At 59.6% G+C, this 18178-nt stretch carries 20 protein-coding genes; 10 read left to right on the top strand and 10 right to left on the bottom strand.

From position 1 onward, the window contains the following. Window positions 1-3 precede the first annotated feature (3 nt). Genes P0X85_RS05060 through P0X85_RS05050 form a run of 3 tightly spaced genes read right to left on the bottom strand, consistent with a single transcriptional unit; the run spans window position 4 to window position 3271 of the window. The gene (locus P0X85_RS05060) at window positions 4-2022 is read right to left on the bottom strand and encodes a PqiB family protein (protein ID WP_275809449.1); all 2019 of its coding nucleotides are present in this window, start codon (window positions 2020-2022) and stop codon (window positions 4-6) included. Then, the gene (locus P0X85_RS05055) at window positions 2019-2657 is read right to left on the bottom strand and encodes a paraquat-inducible protein A (protein WP_275809446.1); all 639 of its coding nucleotides are present in this window, start codon (window positions 2655-2657) and stop codon (window positions 2019-2021) included. Before P0X85_RS05055 ends, P0X85_RS05060 begins: the two co-directional genes overlap by 4 nt. Further along, window positions 2633-3271, bottom strand: a complete 639-nt coding sequence (locus P0X85_RS05050) for a paraquat-inducible protein A (RefSeq protein WP_275809443.1) — start codon at window positions 3269-3271, stop codon at window positions 2633-2635. The genes P0X85_RS05055 and P0X85_RS05050 overlap by 25 nt, the downstream gene beginning before the upstream one ends. A gap of 125 nt (window positions 3272-3396) precedes the next feature. Here P0X85_RS05050 and P0X85_RS05045 point away from each other — a divergent pair, with 125 nt between their 5' ends. The 10 genes from P0X85_RS05045 (at window position 3397) to P0X85_RS05000 (ending at window position 14420) form a co-directional block, all read left to right on the top strand. Further along, complete coding sequence (locus tag P0X85_RS05045; RefSeq protein ID WP_275809440.1) at window positions 3397-4245, top strand: flagellar motor protein MotB; 849 nt, start codon at window positions 3397-3399, stop codon at window positions 4243-4245. Window positions 4246-4340: 95 nt separating this feature from the next. After that, complete coding sequence (locus P0X85_RS05040; protein ID WP_275809437.1) at window positions 4341-5648, top strand: flagellar hook protein FlgE; 1308 nt, start codon at window positions 4341-4343, stop codon at window positions 5646-5648. A gap of 26 nt (window positions 5649-5674) precedes the next feature. After that, a complete protein-coding gene (flgK, locus tag P0X85_RS05035; RefSeq protein WP_275809434.1) occupies window positions 5675-7129 on the top strand; it encodes a flagellar hook-associated protein FlgK in 1455 nt (484 codons plus the stop codon). 1 nt (window position 7130) lies between these two features. Beyond that, window positions 7131-8144, top strand: coding sequence for a flagellin (locus P0X85_RS05030; RefSeq protein WP_275809431.1), 1014 nt, complete (start codon window positions 7131-7133; stop codon window positions 8142-8144). Further along, window positions 8144-9241, top strand: a complete 1098-nt coding sequence (locus P0X85_RS05025; RefSeq protein WP_275809429.1) for a flagellar basal body P-ring protein FlgI — start codon at window positions 8144-8146, stop codon at window positions 9239-9241. The genes P0X85_RS05030 and P0X85_RS05025 overlap by 1 nt, the downstream gene beginning before the upstream one ends. A gap of 104 nt (window positions 9242-9345) precedes the next feature. Beyond that, entirely contained in the window at window positions 9346-10116 is a 771-nt protein-coding gene (locus tag P0X85_RS05020) for a lytic transglycosylase domain-containing protein (RefSeq protein WP_275809426.1), read from the top strand. Then, the gene (flhA, locus tag P0X85_RS05015; RefSeq protein ID WP_275809423.1) at window positions 10116-12203 is read left to right on the top strand and encodes a flagellar biosynthesis protein FlhA; all 2088 of its coding nucleotides are present in this window, start codon (window positions 10116-10118) and stop codon (window positions 12201-12203) included. The genes P0X85_RS05020 and flhA overlap by 1 nt, the downstream gene beginning before the upstream one ends. Further along, a complete protein-coding gene (locus tag P0X85_RS05010) occupies window positions 12200-12976 on the top strand; it encodes a flagellar biosynthetic protein FliR (RefSeq protein ID WP_275809420.1) in 777 nt (258 codons plus the stop codon). The genes flhA and P0X85_RS05010 overlap by 4 nt, the downstream gene beginning before the upstream one ends. Then, window positions 12973-14058 carry a flagellar type III secretion system protein FlhB gene (gene flhB / locus P0X85_RS05005; protein WP_275809416.1) on the top strand — a complete coding sequence of 362 codons (1086 nt, stop codon included), beginning with the start codon at window positions 12973-12975 and terminating at the stop codon, window positions 14056-14058. The genes P0X85_RS05010 and flhB overlap by 4 nt, the downstream gene beginning before the upstream one ends. Continuing rightward, entirely contained in the window at window positions 14055-14420 is a 366-nt protein-coding gene (locus P0X85_RS05000) for a hypothetical protein (RefSeq protein WP_275809413.1), read from the top strand. The genes flhB and P0X85_RS05000 overlap by 4 nt, the downstream gene beginning before the upstream one ends. Window positions 14421-14435: 15 nt before the next feature. Here the strand turns inward: P0X85_RS05000 and P0X85_RS04995 are convergent, their stop codons facing one another. Genes P0X85_RS04995 through fliE form a run of 7 tightly spaced genes read right to left on the bottom strand, consistent with a single transcriptional unit; the run spans window position 14436 to window position 18178 of the window. Beyond that, the gene (locus P0X85_RS04995; protein ID WP_275809410.1) at window positions 14436-14927 is read right to left on the bottom strand and encodes a flagellar basal body-associated FliL family protein; all 492 of its coding nucleotides are present in this window, start codon (window positions 14925-14927) and stop codon (window positions 14436-14438) included. A gap of 8 nt (window positions 14928-14935) precedes the next feature. Beyond that, the gene (flgH, locus tag P0X85_RS04990) at window positions 14936-15661 is read right to left on the bottom strand and encodes a flagellar basal body L-ring protein FlgH (RefSeq protein ID WP_275809407.1); all 726 of its coding nucleotides are present in this window, start codon (window positions 15659-15661) and stop codon (window positions 14936-14938) included. Between the two features lie 9 nt (window positions 15662-15670). Continuing rightward, window positions 15671-16099, bottom strand: coding sequence for a flagellar basal body P-ring formation chaperone FlgA (gene flgA, locus P0X85_RS04985; protein ID WP_275809404.1), 429 nt, complete (start codon window positions 16097-16099; stop codon window positions 15671-15673). Continuing rightward, entirely contained in the window at window positions 16099-16884 is a 786-nt protein-coding gene (flgG, locus tag P0X85_RS04980) for a flagellar basal-body rod protein FlgG (protein WP_275809401.1), read from the bottom strand. The genes flgA and flgG overlap by 1 nt, the downstream gene beginning before the upstream one ends. A 12-nt stretch (window positions 16885-16896) precedes the next feature. After that, window positions 16897-17613, bottom strand: a complete 717-nt coding sequence (locus P0X85_RS04975) for a flagellar hook-basal body complex protein (protein ID WP_275809398.1) — start codon at window positions 17611-17613, stop codon at window positions 16897-16899. 2 nt (window positions 17614-17615) lie between these two features. Next, window positions 17616-17885, bottom strand: coding sequence for a flagellar biosynthetic protein FliQ (locus tag P0X85_RS04970; protein WP_275809394.1), 270 nt, complete (start codon window positions 17883-17885; stop codon window positions 17616-17618). Further along, entirely contained in the window at window positions 17885-18178 is a 294-nt protein-coding gene (gene fliE / locus P0X85_RS04965; protein WP_275809391.1) for a flagellar hook-basal body complex protein FliE, read from the bottom strand. Before fliE ends, P0X85_RS04970 begins: the two co-directional genes overlap by 1 nt.

Below are 18178 nucleotides of genomic sequence, written 5' to 3'. Positions count from 1 at the left end.
CGATCAGCGGCCAAGGATGAAGGCGCGCGGGTTACGTTCGATCATACGCGCAAGCGAACCGAAAGAGGAGGTCGCGCGGCGCAATTCCCGGATCGTCGTCAGGATCTCGTTGTTGAAGGCCGAGCGGTCGCCATAGGCGGCCACCAGACCCTCGGCGCGGCTGACCAGCGTTTCGAGCTTGCGACTGAGTTCGGGAAGGCGTTCGGTTGCATCGCCGACCGCACGCGCGGCGTCTTGGGTAGCGTCGAGCGTGCCGTTCAGCTTCTCTGCCGCGCCGCCCGCGCGCAACTCGGCCAGCAATGCGGCGGATTCCTCGAGCGTATCCGAGAGCGCGCGGGGCAGGCGCTCGGCATCTTCCGAACCGAGCATTGAGCGCAGATCGCCGAGGATACCGTCGATCTTTTCCCCAATCTCGCCCATCGGCAACTCCGCAAAGGTTTGCGCGGCCTGATCGGTCGAGGCCAGCATCTCGCCCAGCCCTTCGATCTCGGTCAGCACAGAATCGGCGGCAGATGTGACGCGATCCAGCGCAGAGATCGTCTTCTGTGCCGCGCCCTCGGCATTGAGCCCGTCCACAAGCGTGCGCAATTCTTCCAGCAGCCCGGCAAGCTCACCGGGGACGGCGCGGGTTTTTTCGTCCTCGGCCACGACCGAGATCGAGTCCATCGCACGGATTGCAGAGGCCATCAGTTCTTCGATCGGAAGCGCCTGCACGCGTTCAAAAACATCCTCCGCAGAGGCGGCGAGTTCATTGGCGGCGGGGGGGGCGGTCGGGATCGAGGGGAAAGGCTCCAGATCGGGATTTACGCGCGCCTCGGGCTGGTCGGGGACGTCAGTCAGGTCGATGATCCGGGTCGTTCCAAGCAGGCCAATCCCGGCGATGCGGGCGCGCAGACCGTTTTCGACCTCGCCGGAGAGGAATTCGGTCACGACCTCGGCCTCGGTGCTTTCATCCAGCCCAAGCCGCGCAGGGGCCAGAGCGATCACGACTTGTTGGCGTGCGAATTGATTGCCCACGCTGTCGGCTTGCATGCGCACGGAAATGTCGGTGACCTCGCCGGCCTCCACCCCTCGGAAATGCACCTTTGTGCCGCGGGCGATACCCTCGATGGCGTCATCGAACAAAAGCGTGAAGCGGACCGGATCGACCAGATCATTGCCAAAGATCGAATTGCGCGCGGCTTCGACAGAGGCAAACAAGCGGAAGGGGCGTCCGTTTTGCACGGTGCTTCCCCCGGTCGAGAAGGTTTCGAACTCGACGCCGCCTTGCACCAGCGAGGCGAGCGAGCGCACATCGAGACTCACGCCGCCCGCGCCAAGCGAGACGGAAAACCCGGATGTGTCCCAGAAACGGGTCTGGCTGGAGAGGCGTTTATCATGGGGGGCGTCGATGAAGGCATCGACCAGCACGCCCCCCGCAGGAGACAGGCGCAGGTTTTGCAGCCGTCCTACGGTGATGCCGCGGAAGATGACGGGCGCACCTTCGGCCAGACCGCCGGCGTCTTCGGCGCGCAGCTCGACCCATGTGCCCTTGGTGGGGTCGGGCGAGACAGGCGCGCGGTCCAGCCCGGTGAACTGATAGGTTTGCTCGGTCGGGGCCGCATCCCAGAACCCTTCGATGAAGGTGCCCGACAGCACGGTGTCGAGCCGCGAGATCCCCTGGGCTGACACTTCGGGGCGGACCAGCCAGAACTTTGCCTCGTCGTCGATGAACGGGGCGATCGTCTTGTCGACGCGCACGCCCACGCGGACAGAGGTCAGGTCCGGGCTGAAGGAGACGGCCTCGACCGTGCCGATCTCGACCTCGCGGAATTTGAGCGCGGTTTCACCGGGACGGATGCCGGTGGCGTCGGCAAAATCGATCTCGATCAGGACGCCACGGTCGGAATAGCTTTTCCATGCGACGCCAAGCGTCACAGCGAGCGCGATCAGCGGCACCAGCCAGATCACCGAGACACGCGACCAGATTGGCGGCGGCGCGGGCGTGGTGTGAAGCTCTGCGGGTTGCGGGGTGTCGTTCATGCCTTATCCGTTCCGAGAGGGGGCAGCCAGATCAGTCTGGGGTCGAAGTTTTGGGCCGAGAGCATCGTGAATGCAACCGATAGCGCAAAGGACGCGGCGGCGGGTCCGGGGTGTATCGAGGCGACGAAACCCAGCTGCACGAGGGCCGAGAGGATCGCGACGACGAAGACGTCGATCATCGACCATCGCCCGATGAACTCGACCACCTCGTAGAGATGCAGGTGTCGGTGTGAGCCAGCGAATTTCTCATGCGCGACGATCAGGGCGAGATAGCCGATCGCGATGAACTTGGCGACGGGGATCATGATCGACGCTATGAACACGATCGCCGCCACGCCGTAATTGTGATGCGCGACGAGCTCGATGACGCCGCCCAAAATCGTATTTGCCTGTTCGTGTCCAAGCGTTGCCGTTCGAAGCATTGGCAGCATGTTCGCCGGGACATAGGCGATCAGCCCGGCGAACCACCAGGCCCAGACCCGCTGAAGGCTGATCGTGGTGACGGGTGCCAAAGGGGCGCCACAGCGACCACAATGGCTCGCCTCGCCGGGCCAGACGCGACCGCAGCGGGTGCAGCCGATCAGACCGGCCGCGCGCGCCGTGAGCACGTTCATCTCGGTCCGATCGCTTCCCATATGCTCCATTTGCTCATGAATGCGTTTTTCAACGCCGTGACGATAATAAGCGTGCCAAAGGCCCAGAAGGCAGGTCCGAAGGAGATGCTGGCGACGCCTGCGACCTTCACCAGCGCGACTGCCGTGCCGACCACGAAAATCTCTGCCATCGACCACGGTTGCAGCGCCTCGGCAAGCCGAAAGGCCTGTGCCGAGCGGGGCCATGCCGGGCGGTTCGCGGCAAGTGGCCAGAGTGTGTAGATCAAGGCTGCGAAGCGCAGGGCGGGGAGCGCCACGATCATCAGCAGCACCGCGAAGGCGAGCGGGGCGAGAAAGCCCTCGGAAAAGGCCATCGCCGCGCCGAAGATCGAACTGTTATGCGATAGACCCTGCGCCGAGATTCTCAGGAAGGGGAAGAAGATCGCGCCGATCATCAGGATCATCGCAGTGAAAGACAGCGCGATCACATGCAGGAATGACAGCGGTCGGGGCGTGATGAGCAACGTGCCGCACCGCGCGCAGGCCGCCTGTTCGTCGGGGCCAACCTCGCTGATCCGATGAAGCGCGTCGCATTTCGGACAGACGATCAACTCGGACAGGGGCAACTCGGACATGTGGTCAACCGACTCGTTCATGGGCAGAACATAGTCTTGGCCAAAGGGCCTGCAAGCGATCGGGAAAGTCGCTTCCATTTTACATGTTAAGTGTGCCTTAAGCGCCGCGTGCTATCCCTGATCCCGGGTGAAAATGAGGTGGTGGGATGAGCACGCGGGACAATGCCGCGCCAATCATCATCAAGCGGAAGAAGGTTTCCGGCGGCGACGGGCATCATGGCGGCGCCTGGAAAGTGGCCTATGCCGACTTCGTGACCGCGATGATGGCGTTCTTCATGTTGATGTGGTTGCTGAACGCGACGACCGAAAAGCAACGCAAGGGGATTGCGGATTACTTCAATCCGACAATCCCGATCAATCGGATCTCGGGCGGTGGCGAGGGGGCCTTTGGGGGCGACTCCGTCTTCTCCGAGGATCAGGTTGCGCAAACGGGCATGGGGGCGACGGCGCGCGCTGCGACCGAGGCGCGTCAGGCGCGCGGGCAGAACTCCGCCGAGGACAAGAACGATACCGACAGCGCGAAATTCGAAGAGATCGCGCGCGATCTTGAGCAGGCGTTGATGGGGGTTGGCGGCGAGTCGATGGTGTCCGAACACCTCGCCCGGCATATTGTAACGCGTGTCACCGACGAGGGGCTGATCGTCGAGTTTTTCGATCTCGACGGGGTGCCGCTGTTTAGCGAAGACACGGCAGAGCCGACGCGACTTACCCGTGATCTCGCCGCGATGGTTGCGCGTGTTTTTGCATTGGTCGGGAATGAGATCGCAGTGAACGGGCATACGCGCGCCTACCCCGAGATGCTCCGCGTCGATCCTGTTTGGGCGCTGTCGATGGACCGGGCAGAGGCAATACGCACGCTGCTTGAGGAGGCTGGACTCGACAAGCGCCGCATTCAGCGCGTGACCGGTTTTGCGGATCGCAAACCCGTAGATGGCCGGCCGATGTCAGTGCGCAACAACCGGATCGAGATGATATTGCTGCGCAGTCGACTGTGAAGAAAAGCTCGCATTTTAGCTGTTAGGGGGATGTTAAGGGGTCATCGCGCAATCTTGCTGTTGAACGAGGGACGTAGCAGCAGAAAGGCGCATTCATGTCCATTTCCTCTTCGCTCAACGCTGGTGTTGCCGGGCTTGCGGCGAATGCCACGCGATTGGCGGCGATTTCCGACAATATCGCGAACTCGGGCACCTATGGCTATAAACGGGCCGTTGCCGATTTCGAAAGCATGGTCATCAATCAGGCGCGTGGTGCCGGTGTCTATTCGGCTGGCGGCGTGCGCGCATCGACGACGCGCCTTATCGAAGAGCGGGGATCTCTGGTTGCGACATCGAACGCGCTCGACATTGCGGTGTCGGGGCGCGGGATGCTTCCTGTTATTCCTTCGGTGACGCTCGATAATCAGATGGGTGAGCAGCCGCTGATGATGACCACAACGGGCGCATTCCGCACCGATGCCGATGGCACCTTGCGCACGGAGTCGGGGTTGGTGCTTTTGGGGTGGCCTGCCAATGCGGATGGGACGATCCCGGTTCTGCCGCGTGATACCGTGTCGGGTTTGCAGCCAGTTGTGATCAACGCGAACCAGACTGCGGGTGACCCGACGACTTCCATGAATCTCGGGGTCAATCTGCCCGCCGTCGATACCGAGGCCGGCTCCAGCGGGGAAGCGTTGCCGCTCTCGGTCGAGTATTTCGGCAATCTTGGCACATCAGAGACGCTTGGGATTACCTTCACTCCGACCGTGCCGGCATCCGGGTCTTCCAATGAATGGACGATGGTTATCACCGACTCTGCACAGGCTGGTGCTGTAATCGGTGAGTACACGCTGACATTCGACGATAGCCGTGGCAGCGGCGGTACCCTTGCGTCGGTGAGCGTTGTCTCCGGCGGGGCTTATGACAGTGCGACGGGCACGCTTGATCTTACCGTTGCGGGCGGGCCGCTCAGCATGACGATTGGTCGTATCGGCGATACCAATGGCCTGACTCAACTCTCCGACAGCTTTGCTCCAACGGCGATCACCAAGGATGGCTCGCCCGTGGGGAATCTGACGGCCGTCGAAGTGGATGAGAACGGCTATATCAAGGCGACCTATGACACCGGGTTCATTCGCACGGTGTATCAAATTCCGTTGGTCGATGTGCCCAATCAGAACGGTCTGATTGCCCTGGACAACCAGACCTTCCAGGTATCGCCGACCTCGGGTTCGTTCTTCCTGTGGGATGCGGGCGACGGTCCGACGGGCTCGGTCGAGGGCTACGCGCGTGAGGGCTCTGCCGTCGATGTCGCGCAGGAGCTTACCAACCTGATTCAAACGCAACGCGCTTATTCATCCAACGCCAAGGTGATCCAAACGGTCGACGAGATGTTGCAAGAGACGACCAACATCAAGCGATGATCCGGTTCGCCTGAGGAGGAAACGACATGAGTATTTCGAGCTCACTGTCCAATGCATTGTCGGGGCTAACCGCCGCGGCGCGGATGGCGGATGTCGTTGCCTCCAACACGGCAAATGCGATGACCGAAGGATATGCGCGGCGCGAGCTGGAGCTTGCGTCGCAATCCATGGGTGGGACCGGTGCGGGCGTACGCGTCGTTGGTGTAAACCGCGTCACCAACGAGGTCGTCCTGCAAGATCGTCGTTTATCCGATGCGGCGGTTTCGAATGCTGAGATACGGTCCGATTTTTTGTCCCGACTGGAGGGGCGGATTGGCAACTCTGATGATCCACAATCACTCTCGGCGCGGTTTGCTGCGTTTGAGTCGGCGCTGATTGAGGCATCCTCGCGTCCGGATAGTGCATCACGGCTCGCCTCTGTTCTGGAGTCGGCTCGCTCGATCGTGACACAGGTAAATTCGCTTGATCGAGAGCTATCGACGATCCGCGTAGAGGCGGACCAAAGCATTGGAGCACAGGTCAAACGTCTGAACGAAAGCTTGGCGCAGGTCGATGAGTTGAATGCTGTCATTCTTGCGCAGCGCAGTTCCGGGCGGGACGCGACCGCATTGATGGATCAGCGGCAAGCGCTCGTAGATGAGATAGCACAGATCGTTCCGGTGCGTCAGGTGAACCGCGATCACGACCAGATATCGCTCTTTACCACCGGCGGTGCGATCCTTCTCGAAGGAAATGCGGCGGTTATCGGTTTTGACACGGTGGGCGTAATAACTGCGGATATGACGCAGGCATCGGGTGCGTTGTCCGGGCTGACGTTGAATGGCATGCCGATCTCAAGCGCGGATGACGGTGTTCTCGGTGGCGGCGCATTGGGGGCGCTGTTTGCCATTCGCGATGAGCTGGCGCCCTCGGCCCAGGGACAAATAGACGCGGTTGCGCGCGACCTGATCGAACGTTTCTCCGATAGCTCAATTGATCCGACCATCCCGCCGGGTGCGCCCGGCCTGTTCACCGACAATGGCGGGGCTTTAGATCCACTGCTCGAAGTGGGCTTGGCTGGCCGACTGCAATTGAACGCATCGGTTGATCCCTTGCAAGGCGGAGAAGCCTGGCGGCTGCGAGATGGCCTGGGCGCAGTGACCGAGGGCGTATCGGGCAATGCGGATATTCTGAACGGCATGATATCGGCTTTGTCGCAAGACAGGCTCCCATCTTCCGGGGAGTTTTCGGGGGGGCCATTTTCCGCATCGTCACTGGTCGGACACCTCGCCTCGCAGGTCGCGGGTGATCGGCTCTCTGCGGAAACTCGCGAAGCATATGCTTTGTCGCGCCAGGAGAGCTTGACACAACTGTCGCTCGCGGACGGGGTCGACACGGATCATGAGATGCAAATGCTGCTGAAAGTGGAGCAAGCCTATGCCGCTAATGCACGTGTGATCCAGACGATCGACGCGCTCATTTCGCAGATGTTGGAGCTATGAGATGAACTACGTTTCGATCGGCGATATGGCGCAGAGCTTTCAACTTCGTCAGCACAACGTTCAGCTTAAAACGGTGCTCAATCGTTTATCGGAAGAGGTTGTGACGGGGCAGGCACAAGACGTCGCGGAGAAACTCGGCGGCGATGTCACGATCCTCGCGGGTATTGACCGCAGTCTAAACGTGATTGATGCCTATGAGGTGGTTGCCTCCGAAGCCGGAGTCCTGACCTCGACAATGCAAGCGAGCCTTGGTTTGATTCAGGATTTGTCCGGCGAGTTGGGTCCGTTGCTTCTGTCAGCGGCGACCAGCGCGAGCCCGATTTTGGTTCAGACGTCGACGAATGATGCACGGGAAAAGTTCGGTGCCCTGGTGTCCGCGCTCAACACGAATGTCGCAGGGCGTTACATTTTCGGGGGGGCCGAGACAGGGGCGCCGCCGGTGATGGATTCCCAGCAAATTATTGGAATCCTGCAGCCACTTGTCGGGGCGGCTTCCACACCTCAGGATGCAGTTCAAGCCCTCGTAGATTGGTTTGATGCCCCTGTTGGTGGCGGTGGATTTCTTGATTTGGCCTATTCAGGCAGCGATCAGGCGATCGGTCCCCTGCGTATCGCAGAGGGTGAGAACCTGACTGTTGGAGCGAATGCTGCGGATCACCGTATTCGCGATGCGATGAAGGGGTTTGCGCTTGCGGCGCTGGTTCACGACGGACTGTTTGATGGTGATCCTGCGGCCCGCACAAGTCTTACCAACTCTGCCGGCGAATTCATGCTAACGGCGGAGGGGTCTTTGTCGGCGCTGCGGGCCGAGATCGGCACGCATGAAGCATCGATATCTGCCGCGCAAGCCCGAAACCAAGCGCAGGCATCCAGTTTGCAAATCGTGCGCACCGAGATGCTTGCCGTCGATCCGTATGAAGCGGCAACGGCACTTGAGGCCGTGCAGACCCAGCTCGAAACGCTCTACACGCTCACTGCGCGCCTGTCGGGACTCTCACTCGTGGATTACATCTGATGAAGCATATTTTGACGTTCTTGCTGTGCATCCTTCCGCAGGTTTTGCTTGCCGGGCAGATTCGACTCAAGGATCTTGTCGAGTTTGATGGCGTACGCGGCAATGATCTGGTTGGTTATGGTTTGGTGGTCGGTCTGAATGGGACGGGAGACGGAATCCGAAATGCGCCCTTCACCGAGGAGATCATGTCCAATATCCTCGAAAGGCTGGGCGTTAACGTTACCGGAGAGCAGTTTCGACCCAAGAACGTGGCGGCAGTTCTCGTAACGGCGACACTCCCGCCTTTTGCACGCTCCGGAAGCCAGATCGATGTGTCTGTCGCGGCGATTGGCGATGCGAAAAGCCTGCTGGGTGGTACCCTCATCATGACACCGCTCAAGGCGGCTGATGGTGATATCTATGCCGTCGCTCAGGGTCAGATCATTGCGGGGGGGGCCTCCGCCGAGGGCGATGCGGCGTCTGTTATCCAAGGGGTGCCTACATCGGGGAGCATCCCGTCCGGTGGGCGTATCGAGCGCGAGATATCGTTCGAGTTGAACAGCCTGAATACGATCAGATTGGCGCTTCGCAGCCCTGATTTTACGACGGCTGGTCGTATTGAGAAGGTGATCAACGGTGAATTCGGCAAGCGCGTTGCGGTGATGCAGGATGCTGGTACCGTTGCCCTCAGCGTGCAGGCTGCAAACATGCGCTCTGCGGCGCATTTGATTGGCCGGATCGAAAATCTGGCGGTTGAGCCGGAACAGCGGGCTAGAGTTGTCGTTGATCAGCGCTCTGGCACGATCGTCATGGGACAGGATGTGCGGATTTCTCGGGTCGCGGTCAGTCAGGGGAACCTTACGCTGCGTATTCAAGAAGCGCCGATCGTCGTGCAGCCCAATCCTTTTGCACAGGGGGAGACCGTGGTGGTTCCGCGCTCGGAAGCGTCGATCACGGAGGAGCCCGGTCTGCAGATGGCCGAGGTCGACGAAGGTAGCACCTTGTCCGAAGTGGTCGCGGGTTTGAATGCGTTGGGTGTAAGTCCGAGAGATATGATCGACATCCTCAAAAGCATCAATGCAGCCGGGGCTCTGCACGCGGATTTCATTGTAAACTAAATAAGTTAGAAGAAGTTCTCTTCGGCCCGTTTGTCGGAAACCATTTCTAAAGACGTGCGGGCTATTCCTGATGTTGCAAGAATTGCAATTACAGGGTGAAACCCATGCGGATTGGAAGATCTGTCACGTTACGACTGCTGGTGCTTTTGAGCGCGGCCTTTGCCGTCAGCGATGCCGCAGCCTCACAATCCGGGGATTTTGCGGCACTTTGTGAAGCTGCCGCTGAACGCGTGGCGAAAGAAACCGATGTTCCGGTTTCAGTGCTCAAGGCGATCTCGCTGAACGAAACAGGGCGTAAGCGCGATGGCCAATTTCGCCCTTGGGCATGGACCGTCAACATGGAGGGAAAAGGACATTGGTTCGATACGCTTGACGAAGCCCGAGCTTATGTCTTCAAGGAATTCAAGCGCGGAGCCCGTAGCTTCGATGTTGGTTGCTTTCAAATCAACTACAAATGGCACGGGCAGGCGTTTTCATCGATTGATGAGATGTTCGATCCCCTTGCCAATGGCCGATATGCTGCGAAATTCCTACGTGAGCTGTTTCAAGAGAAAGGCTCTTGGAGAGAAGCTGCTGGCGCCTATCATTCCCGAACGCCGAAATATGCGGACAAATATGCGCAGCGGTTTGCCTCGTTTCGCGCGAAATTCGCTGGCGAAGACAGTTCGGAGACGGATCGCGCGGGAGCAGGCTATGCTGCAATCCCTGACATTCCGGATATCGTCGCATTGTCGGGACAAGGTCGCGCCGCAGTCCGGGAGAGGGTGAACACCTATCCGTTATTTGTCCGGGAAGGCCCGTCTCGGGCAGGGATGGGCATTGCTGCCGGTGCCAGCCTGTTCGCCGCCGCACTCTCAGGACAGGAGTCGGAGTGATGGTCAAGCTCACGCTGACGACGCTGTTTCAGCCGACCATACTGCTTTCGCTCGCACTTATGGCCGTCATCGTGATGATGATTTTGCCCGTTCCCGCCTGGATCCTTGACGTCGGGCTCGCGGCCTCATTCTCGATTGCGATCCTCATTTTCACGATCACCCTCTTTGTCGAGCGCCCGCTGGATTTCTCTGCGTTCCCGACCGTTCTGCTAGCCTCACTGATGCTCCGGCTTTCGCTAAACGTCTCATCGACCAAGCTTATTATTGGGCAGGGGCACAAGGGTGCGGGCGCGGCGGGAAACGTTATTCAGGGTTTCGCAAATTTCATTATGGGCGGTTCCGTCCTCATTGGTCTGGTGGTGTTCTGCGTCATTTTGATCGTCAACTTCATCGTCATTACAAAGGGGGCCGGGCGTATGGCAGAGGTTGGTGCCCGCTTTGCCCTCGATGCGATGCCAGGCAAGCAGCTCGCTATCGACAGTGACATGAATGCGGGTGCTATTGACCACGCCGAGGCCCGCGCGCGGCGCGAACGAGAGCAAGCGGAAACGACCTTTTTCGGATCGCTCGATGGCGCGTCTAAATTTGTGAAGGGCGATGCGGTCGCAGGGCTCCTTATCACGATGCTCAACCTCATCGTCGGCCTGATGATTGGTACGCTGGTGCATGGAATGGAAATTGGCCGCGCGTTGGAGACCTACGCCATTCTGACGGTCGGCGATGGTCTCGTGAGTCAGATCCCTGCGGTCATTATCTCGATCGCCTCTGCGATCCTGCTGGCCCGAGGTGGGTCCAAAGGTTCTGCGGATCTGGAACTGTTCCGCCAGCTTGGAAAATTTCCGCAGGCGCTTGCGACGGTGGCAATTCTGATGGCGCTCTTTGGTCTCGTTCCTGGATTGCCTTTCATCCCGTTCATGGCAGGCGCCGTCGTTCTGGGCGCCTCGGCATTTGCGTTGTTCAGAGCAGAGCACAAAAGGCTTCGGCGTGAGGCGATGAAAATGCCTGCCCCGGCTGAGACGCCTCGGAAAAAATCGATCGGGGATGTTCTTGATGTCGATGATATTCACGTTGAATTCGCGCCGGATCTTGTGGCGATGGCACTCGACCCTGCAACGGGGTTGGACGCGCGGATTGTGAATATGCGCAATCATGTTGCCGCACACTATGGCCTAATATTGCCTGAAATCCGGTTAACCGATGATGCCGCACTGCCCGCGGGCACTTATCGCATTCGTATTCAGGGGGCGGAACAGGCCAAAGACCGCCTATATCCCGAGAAAGTGCTCGCCCTGATCGCGGATAATCGCGATTTGCTCCCCAATGGGGCTGATGTGAAAGAGCCGGTATATGGGGCGCCAGCACGCTGGGTCACCACGGCGGATCAGGAAGATGCAGCCTTGGCGGGCTCGACTGTCGTAGGGCCGACAGAAGTGCTGGCCACGCATTTGCTGGAAGTCATCAAGCGTAATTTCGGGCGACTGATGACTTTGCGCGCGCTGCGCCGACTGTTGGATGAGACCTGCAACCTTTCCGACCCGACGCGCGCCGATTCCAATCGCCGTATTCTCGATGAGTTGATACCGGACAAGGTTCCCGTCGATCTCTTGCTGTCTGTGCTGCGGCTTTTGCTGGAAGAGCAGGTCTCGATCCGAAACCTGCTGTTGATCGTCGAAGCCATTGCCGAGGCGCGGCATCTTCAGTCGCCAGAGGCGATTTGCGAATATGTGCGTCAGCGGCTTGGATTTCAGCTGATCTCTGATGTGCGTCGAGAAGACGGGTCCATCCCGCTTATCCAGCTTGCTGCCGAATGGGAGGAGACTTTCGCTGCCTACCAGGTTCAGGGTGATCGTGGGCAGACCGACGTGGCACTTCCGCCTGAGATGTTCAATAAATTAACGAATGGCATCGCCGACAAGGTGTCGAAAGCTGGGGAGGTAGGAATTTTTCCGGCTCTTGTCACAACCGCGCGTCGTCGCCGTTTTATCAAGGCCATTCTGGGTGCCAAAGGCATTTCGGTGCCAGTGCTCAGCTTCGATGAAATCGGGTTCGACGCGCGGCCTGCGATGGTTGGCGTGGTGCCGGCATGACCGCGCAGCTTGCCGATCTTCTACAGATCTCCAATCAGGTGCTCTTGATCTGGTTTTTGGTGTTTCTGCGCGTGGGAGCGATGGCGGCCATGGCGCCGGGTCTTCGCGAAAGCTCGATTCCCGCGCGGGTTAAGTTGGTGCTCGCGTTGGCGCTGAGCGTCGTTGTCGCACCCGTTATCGCCGCCGATCTTCTGGTTGCGCTCAATGCAGTGCCAGTGCCGGGCCTCATGTTGATGGAGGTTGTCGCGGGTCTTCTTATGGGCGCTGTTCTTCGCCTGTTTGTTGCGGCGTTGCAAATTGCTGGCACGATTGCCGCTCAAGCGATGTCACTGTCTCAGCTTTTTGGCGGATCGGCGGGCGAGCCTCAGCCCGCGGTCGGAAACCTGCTTGTCGTCGGGGGGATAGCGCTTGCGATGGGTCTTGGTCTGCACACTCGCCTTATCGAGTTTCTGATCGCGTCCTACGAAGCCTTCCCGCCAGGTCTCAGAATCGTGGGAACGTTCGCCTTGGAATGGGGCGTTGCGGGCGTGGCGCGAGTGTTCGGTCTGGGGTTTACCATTGCCGGGCCGTTTGTAATTGCCGGGCTGATCTATAACGTTGCGCTTGGTGCGATTAACCGGGCCATGCCACAGCTTATGGTTGCTTTTGTTGGCGCGCCTGCCCTGACCGCAGGCGGGTTGGTTTTGCTGGCTCTTTCGGCCCCGATTGCGCTTTCTGTCTGGCACGAGGCTTTCACCGCGTTTCTCGTCGCGCCACTTGAGGGCATGCGATGAGTGAGGAAGACGATAGCGAAAAGGAGTTCGAGCCAACTCCGCAGAAACTTGAAGAGGCGCGCAAGAAAGGTGATCTGGTCAAGTCGGCCGAGATCAGCGTGGCGGCATCCTACGGAGGATTGTTGATTGTTTTGCTGGGGCTCGGAGCGACGCTTGCCTCGGGGTTTGGTCGCGTGCTGTCCTCGCTCATCGAGAATTCGGACACGTTCTCGGAACAGTTCTTTATTGCGGGGTCCGGCGCAACCGGTGCTCTAATGCTCAATCTGTTGGGTCCCTTGTCGCCTTGGTTCCTCGTCCCGCTTTTATTTGTTTTGGGGGCTCTCATGGCGCAGCGCGCAATCGTTTTTGCGCCCGAAAAACTCATGCCAAAAATGAACCGTATCGACCCGATAAAGAATGCAGGGCAAAAATTCGGGCGGAACGGTTTCTTCGAATTTCTGAAGAGCGCGATCAAATTGACAATCATCGCTGTGGTCCTGGGCGTCTTTCTCATGGATCGAATGGATGAAATTTTGACCGCGCAATACTTGCCCGCCGCTCAGGTGGTCATCAGCTTGGCCGAGATCATTGGTGATTTTCTCCTGTTGATCTTGATTATCGCCGCGGTCATGGGCGCCATCGATTATCTATGGCAAAGGGCGGAGTTTCTTCGGCGCAATCGGATGTCGCGTAAGGAACTGACTGACCAGATGAAGCAGTCCGAGGGCGACCCGCATATGAAGGCACAGCGGCGCCAAAAAGGGATTGAGCTTGCGACGAAGCAGATGCTTGGTGATGTCGCGACGGCTGATGTCGTAGTTGTCAACCCGACACACTATGCCGTTGCCTTGAAGTGGGATCGAGCAGGAGGTCGCGCGCCCGTTTGTGTGGCGAAAGGTGTTGATGAACTGGCGGCACGGATCCGTGAGATCGCCGCGGAGTCTGGCGTTCCGATTCATTCGGACCCGCCCACGGCCCGGGCTCTTTATGCGACGATCGAGGTTGGCGCCGAGATCCGGCCCGAGCACTATAAAGCGGTTGCCGCTGCAATCCGGTTTGCAGAGAGGATTCGTCGCGCCGCGCGGGCGATGGGGCGGCGATGACCAGTTTGGACAATCTCAGACAGTTGCAGCGCATCGCGCAGATGCGTTCGGATGGGGCACTGGGAGCTTTGGCTGATATTCGTCGCAGAGAGTCTGCCTGTCTCGATGAGATCGCGGCGCGCCGTCAGACGCTTGCCTCAGTGCGTCATGACTCTGGAGCGGATTTTGGTCTTACTGCCAGGATCGAGCTTTTCGAGCGCTGGGCGGCAAAGGAAATCGAGCGGGCGCAGAATGACCTGAAGGGTTTGCAAGAGCTGCGCGCAGAACAGCATGCGAAAGCTGCGCAAGCTTTTGCGCGCGCGGATGTCCTGAGACGCTTGCACGAACAGCTATCTGCCGCGGAGATTAAAAAACGCCGCTGAGGTCAGCGGCGTTTTTCACGCCGTGTCCTGACGTACAATGTCGGAAATCAACACGTTCCGGACGTTTTCACCGAGAATACTCCGGCAGGCCTCCAGCAACGCGCGGCGGAGTACATCCATATTCGCCGATCCGGTAAAGGCGCCATCGAAGCCGCCCGCATTGGCATGGTCGAACAGGACTTGCAGCAGCGCGTCCCGGATCTTGGGTTCCGCGCGGTAGACCGCTTCGGTCGACCCGATGTCGACCTCAAGACTGAGGGACATGATGACCAGCGCCGAGACTGTGCCCGAATTCACGACCGGCACGACGAATTGATTGTTCAGCTTGACATATTCGACGGTGGGCTCGCCTTCGGGGATATCCTCAGTGAGATCGGGCTTCGAGGGAAGTTCGGCGCAAACATCAGTGGCGGTTTCGTCTTGCGGGGGGGGGCGCAGGAAATACCCCGCCCCTCCGCCCGCGGCGAGCCCGATCAGGGCAAGCAGGATCGGAATGAGTTTACCCATGGCGCACCTCAGAACGGAAGCAGGATGTCGGCGACTTGCTGGCCGATCCGCGGTTGCTGCACATCGGTGATCTGACCACGCCCGCCGTAGGAGATGCGCGCGCCGGCGATCTTGTCATAGGTTATTTCATTCTGACGGCTGACATCTTCGGGGCGTACGAAGCCTGTCACGATCAACTCGCGCACCTCAAAGTTCACGCGGACTTCCTGGCTCCCCTGAATCCGCAACACACCGTTTGGCAAGCGTTCGGTGATCGTCGCGGCAATGCGCAGGGTGAGTTTCTCTTTGCGCGCGACCGAGCCATCGCCCTGATACGAACTGCTGGAATTCGTCGAATAGGCCTCGGCCATCGACGCGCCCTGTGGCAAGCGTTCGTTCAACCGCTGCGGGATGCCAAGAAGGGATGGAATTCCCATCGCATCGCTGCCCGAGCGGCTGCGCCCGCTGGAATTCGAAATCTGCGCTTCATCATCAATCTCGATTACGACGGTCAGAATATCGCCACGTTCTGCGGCCCTGCGGTCCCCGAGAAGTGAGACGCGAGACCCGGACCAGAGTGAAGCCTCGCTACCGGGCATCTGAGGTGAAATCGTGTCCGGCATTGGCGGACTCGACATGGCATGGAACTCATTGCCGTTCTCGACCGGTGTGAATGCCGGCGCCTTTCCGACGTCTTCGAGCCGCTGACAGCCGATCAGTCCGAGAGACAGGGTGATAATGAGAAGCTTGCGCATGTGAAACCTTTATTGAGCGTTGACAAAGCCCGTACCATCCGAGCCGATGCGGGCGGTCACAATGGATTTGGAGGATGCGTTCATAACGCGGATCACATCGCCGACCGCCGCGCGTTCAAGGGCGCGACCTTCGGCCTCTATTCGGAGCGCTCCGCGCGTGAATGCGAGCGAAATGATCTGATTGCGCTGAACGATGGCAGGGGGACCGATATCCTCCGGGCGGATCGGGCGACCGGCGTAGATCGCGATTTTCGTTTCAAGCCCGATCGCGTGTTCCGGCGCTGACAGTGCCCCGGCAAAGGGCTCGTGCGACAGGGCGAGATCTTCGGGCTGGATCACGGTTTGAGCACGGATATTGCGGTTGGCGATCAGGGTGTCGGCGCAGGCGAGGCTGGTCATTGCGCCGAAGGCGATGACGGTGGGAAGGATCAGACGCATCAGCGCACCTGCGTCGTTGCACCGAGCATCTGATCGGCGGCGGTAATGACTTTGGCATTCAGCTCATACCCGCGCTGCGCCTTGATCAGTTCGGTGATTTCACGCACCGGATCGACCGAACTTTCCTCGAGATAGCCCTGCCGCAGGGTGCCAAGCCCATCCTGCCCCGGTGTTGAGACAAGCGGCGGCCCAGAGGCCCCGGTTTCCAGAAAGAGGTTCGAGCCAACCGCTTCGAGCCCTTTTTCATTGGTGAAACTGGCGAGCGTGAACTGCCCAAGAAGCTGTGGTTCAACCCGATCGGTGAAGTAGGCGTAGATCTCGCCCGAGGCATTGATCGCAAGCGCGCGGGCATCGGCGGGAATGGTCACGCCCGGCACGACGGGATAACCGTCCGACGTTACGATCAAACCGTCTGGCGATCGCTTGAGACCGCCGTCACGCGTATAGCCCGACACACCCGAAGGCATCGTCACTTCAAGGTAGCCGATCCCGTCGATGGCTACATCCAGATCGCCATTCGTGGCGCTGAGCGAGCCTTGTGAGAGATTGACGGTAACTGCTGTCGGCCGCACCCCGAGGCCAAGCTGAACACCGGCCGGAATGACCGTGCCGTCGCTTGCGGAAATCGTGCCGGGGCGCGTCATCTGCTGGTAATGGAGATCTGCAAACTCGGCGCGCCGGGCGTTGTATCCCGTCGTCGACATGTTCGCGAGGTTGTTCGAGATGACTTCGACGCGCATTTGCTGCGCGCTCATCCCGGTGGCTGCAATCTGTAGGGCTCGCATCGGTCGAACTCCTTATTTCACGAGGGTCGAGATCACGGAACGGATGCGCTGATCCTCCCGGTCGAGAAAGGTCTGGCCCATTTCATAAGCGCGTTGCACTTCGATCATACGGGCGATTTCCGAGACCGGATCGACGTTAGATTCCTCGACATAGCCTTGAAGAATCGTGGCAGTTTCCACCGGAACCGCGCCGCCTTCGGCTGAGAACCGTGTGCCGCCCACATGCTTGAGGTCGTTAGGGTCGGCAGGCATGAACATCCCGATCTGCGCGATGGGTGTGCCGTTTGCCGACAGTGTGCCGTCTTGCGCCAGCGAGACGGGTCCCGCACCGGTCGGCACGAAAATCGGACCGCCCCCCTGGTCGAGCAGACGGTATCCGTCCGGTGTCACCAGCTCGCCCTCGGGCGATGGGGTGAAACTCCCCGCGCGGGTGAGTTGCGGACCTTGCGGTGTCTCGATCATGAAGAACCCTTGCCCCTCGATAGCGAAGTCAAAGGTGCCGCCAGTCTGGTTCAGCGGGCCTTGTGCCAGATCGATATGCCGACCATGGGCGAACCCCATTGAAAGCGAGGGTTCCTCGCCGCCGAGACCGGAAACATATTCCGAGAAGATCACGCCCTCCCGCCGAAATCCGGTGGTTGAGATATTGGAAATATTGTTCGCAACCGCGCGCATTTCCTGCATCAACCCCGATTGGCGGGTCAGGGCGGAATAGATGGCGTTGTCCATGCTCAGCCTCCGACGATCATGGGGATGATGCGCCCCTGAAAAAAGTCGACCAGCGTCCCGGACATGAAGGACATCGACGCCCAGAAGACGATCAGCATCGCGCCCACCTTGGGCACGAACGTGAGCGTCATTTCCTGAACGGAGGTCAGCGCCTGAAACAGGCCGATGGCCACGCCTGCGACCAGTGCGACGGTGAGCATCGGTGCAGAGATCATGACGGCGGCCCAAAGACCTTGGCGCATCGTGTCGAAAAAGACGGCTTCTTCTAGCATCAGACCGGCATCCTCAGGATTTCCTGATAGGCCTCGACGACCTTGTTGCGGACGGTCACGGCGGTTTCGACGGCCAATTCGGTTTGTGCGAGCGCTTGCACGAGGGCATGCGGGTCCGCCCCGCCAACCATCGCCGCACGCGCGGTCTCTTCTCCGCTTTTCAGCGTGTCCGCGAAGCTCTCTGCGGCCGATGCAAACGTTGATTGTCCAGGCCCGCCCGCTTGTGGGCTCGGTGCGGCCGCGGCGCGGGCCTGGGCGTAGCTTTGGGATGCAAAAGAGGTTCTCAAATCCAT

Origin of the sequence: Pseudothioclava nitratireducens, from assembly GCF_029210495.1 — a bacterium.
Taxonomy (GTDB): Bacteria; Pseudomonadota; Alphaproteobacteria; order Rhodobacterales; family Rhodobacteraceae; genus Pseudothioclava; species Pseudothioclava nitratireducens.
Note: the sequence above shows the minus strand (reverse complement) of the source record. Positions and strands in the feature narration are given on the sequence as shown.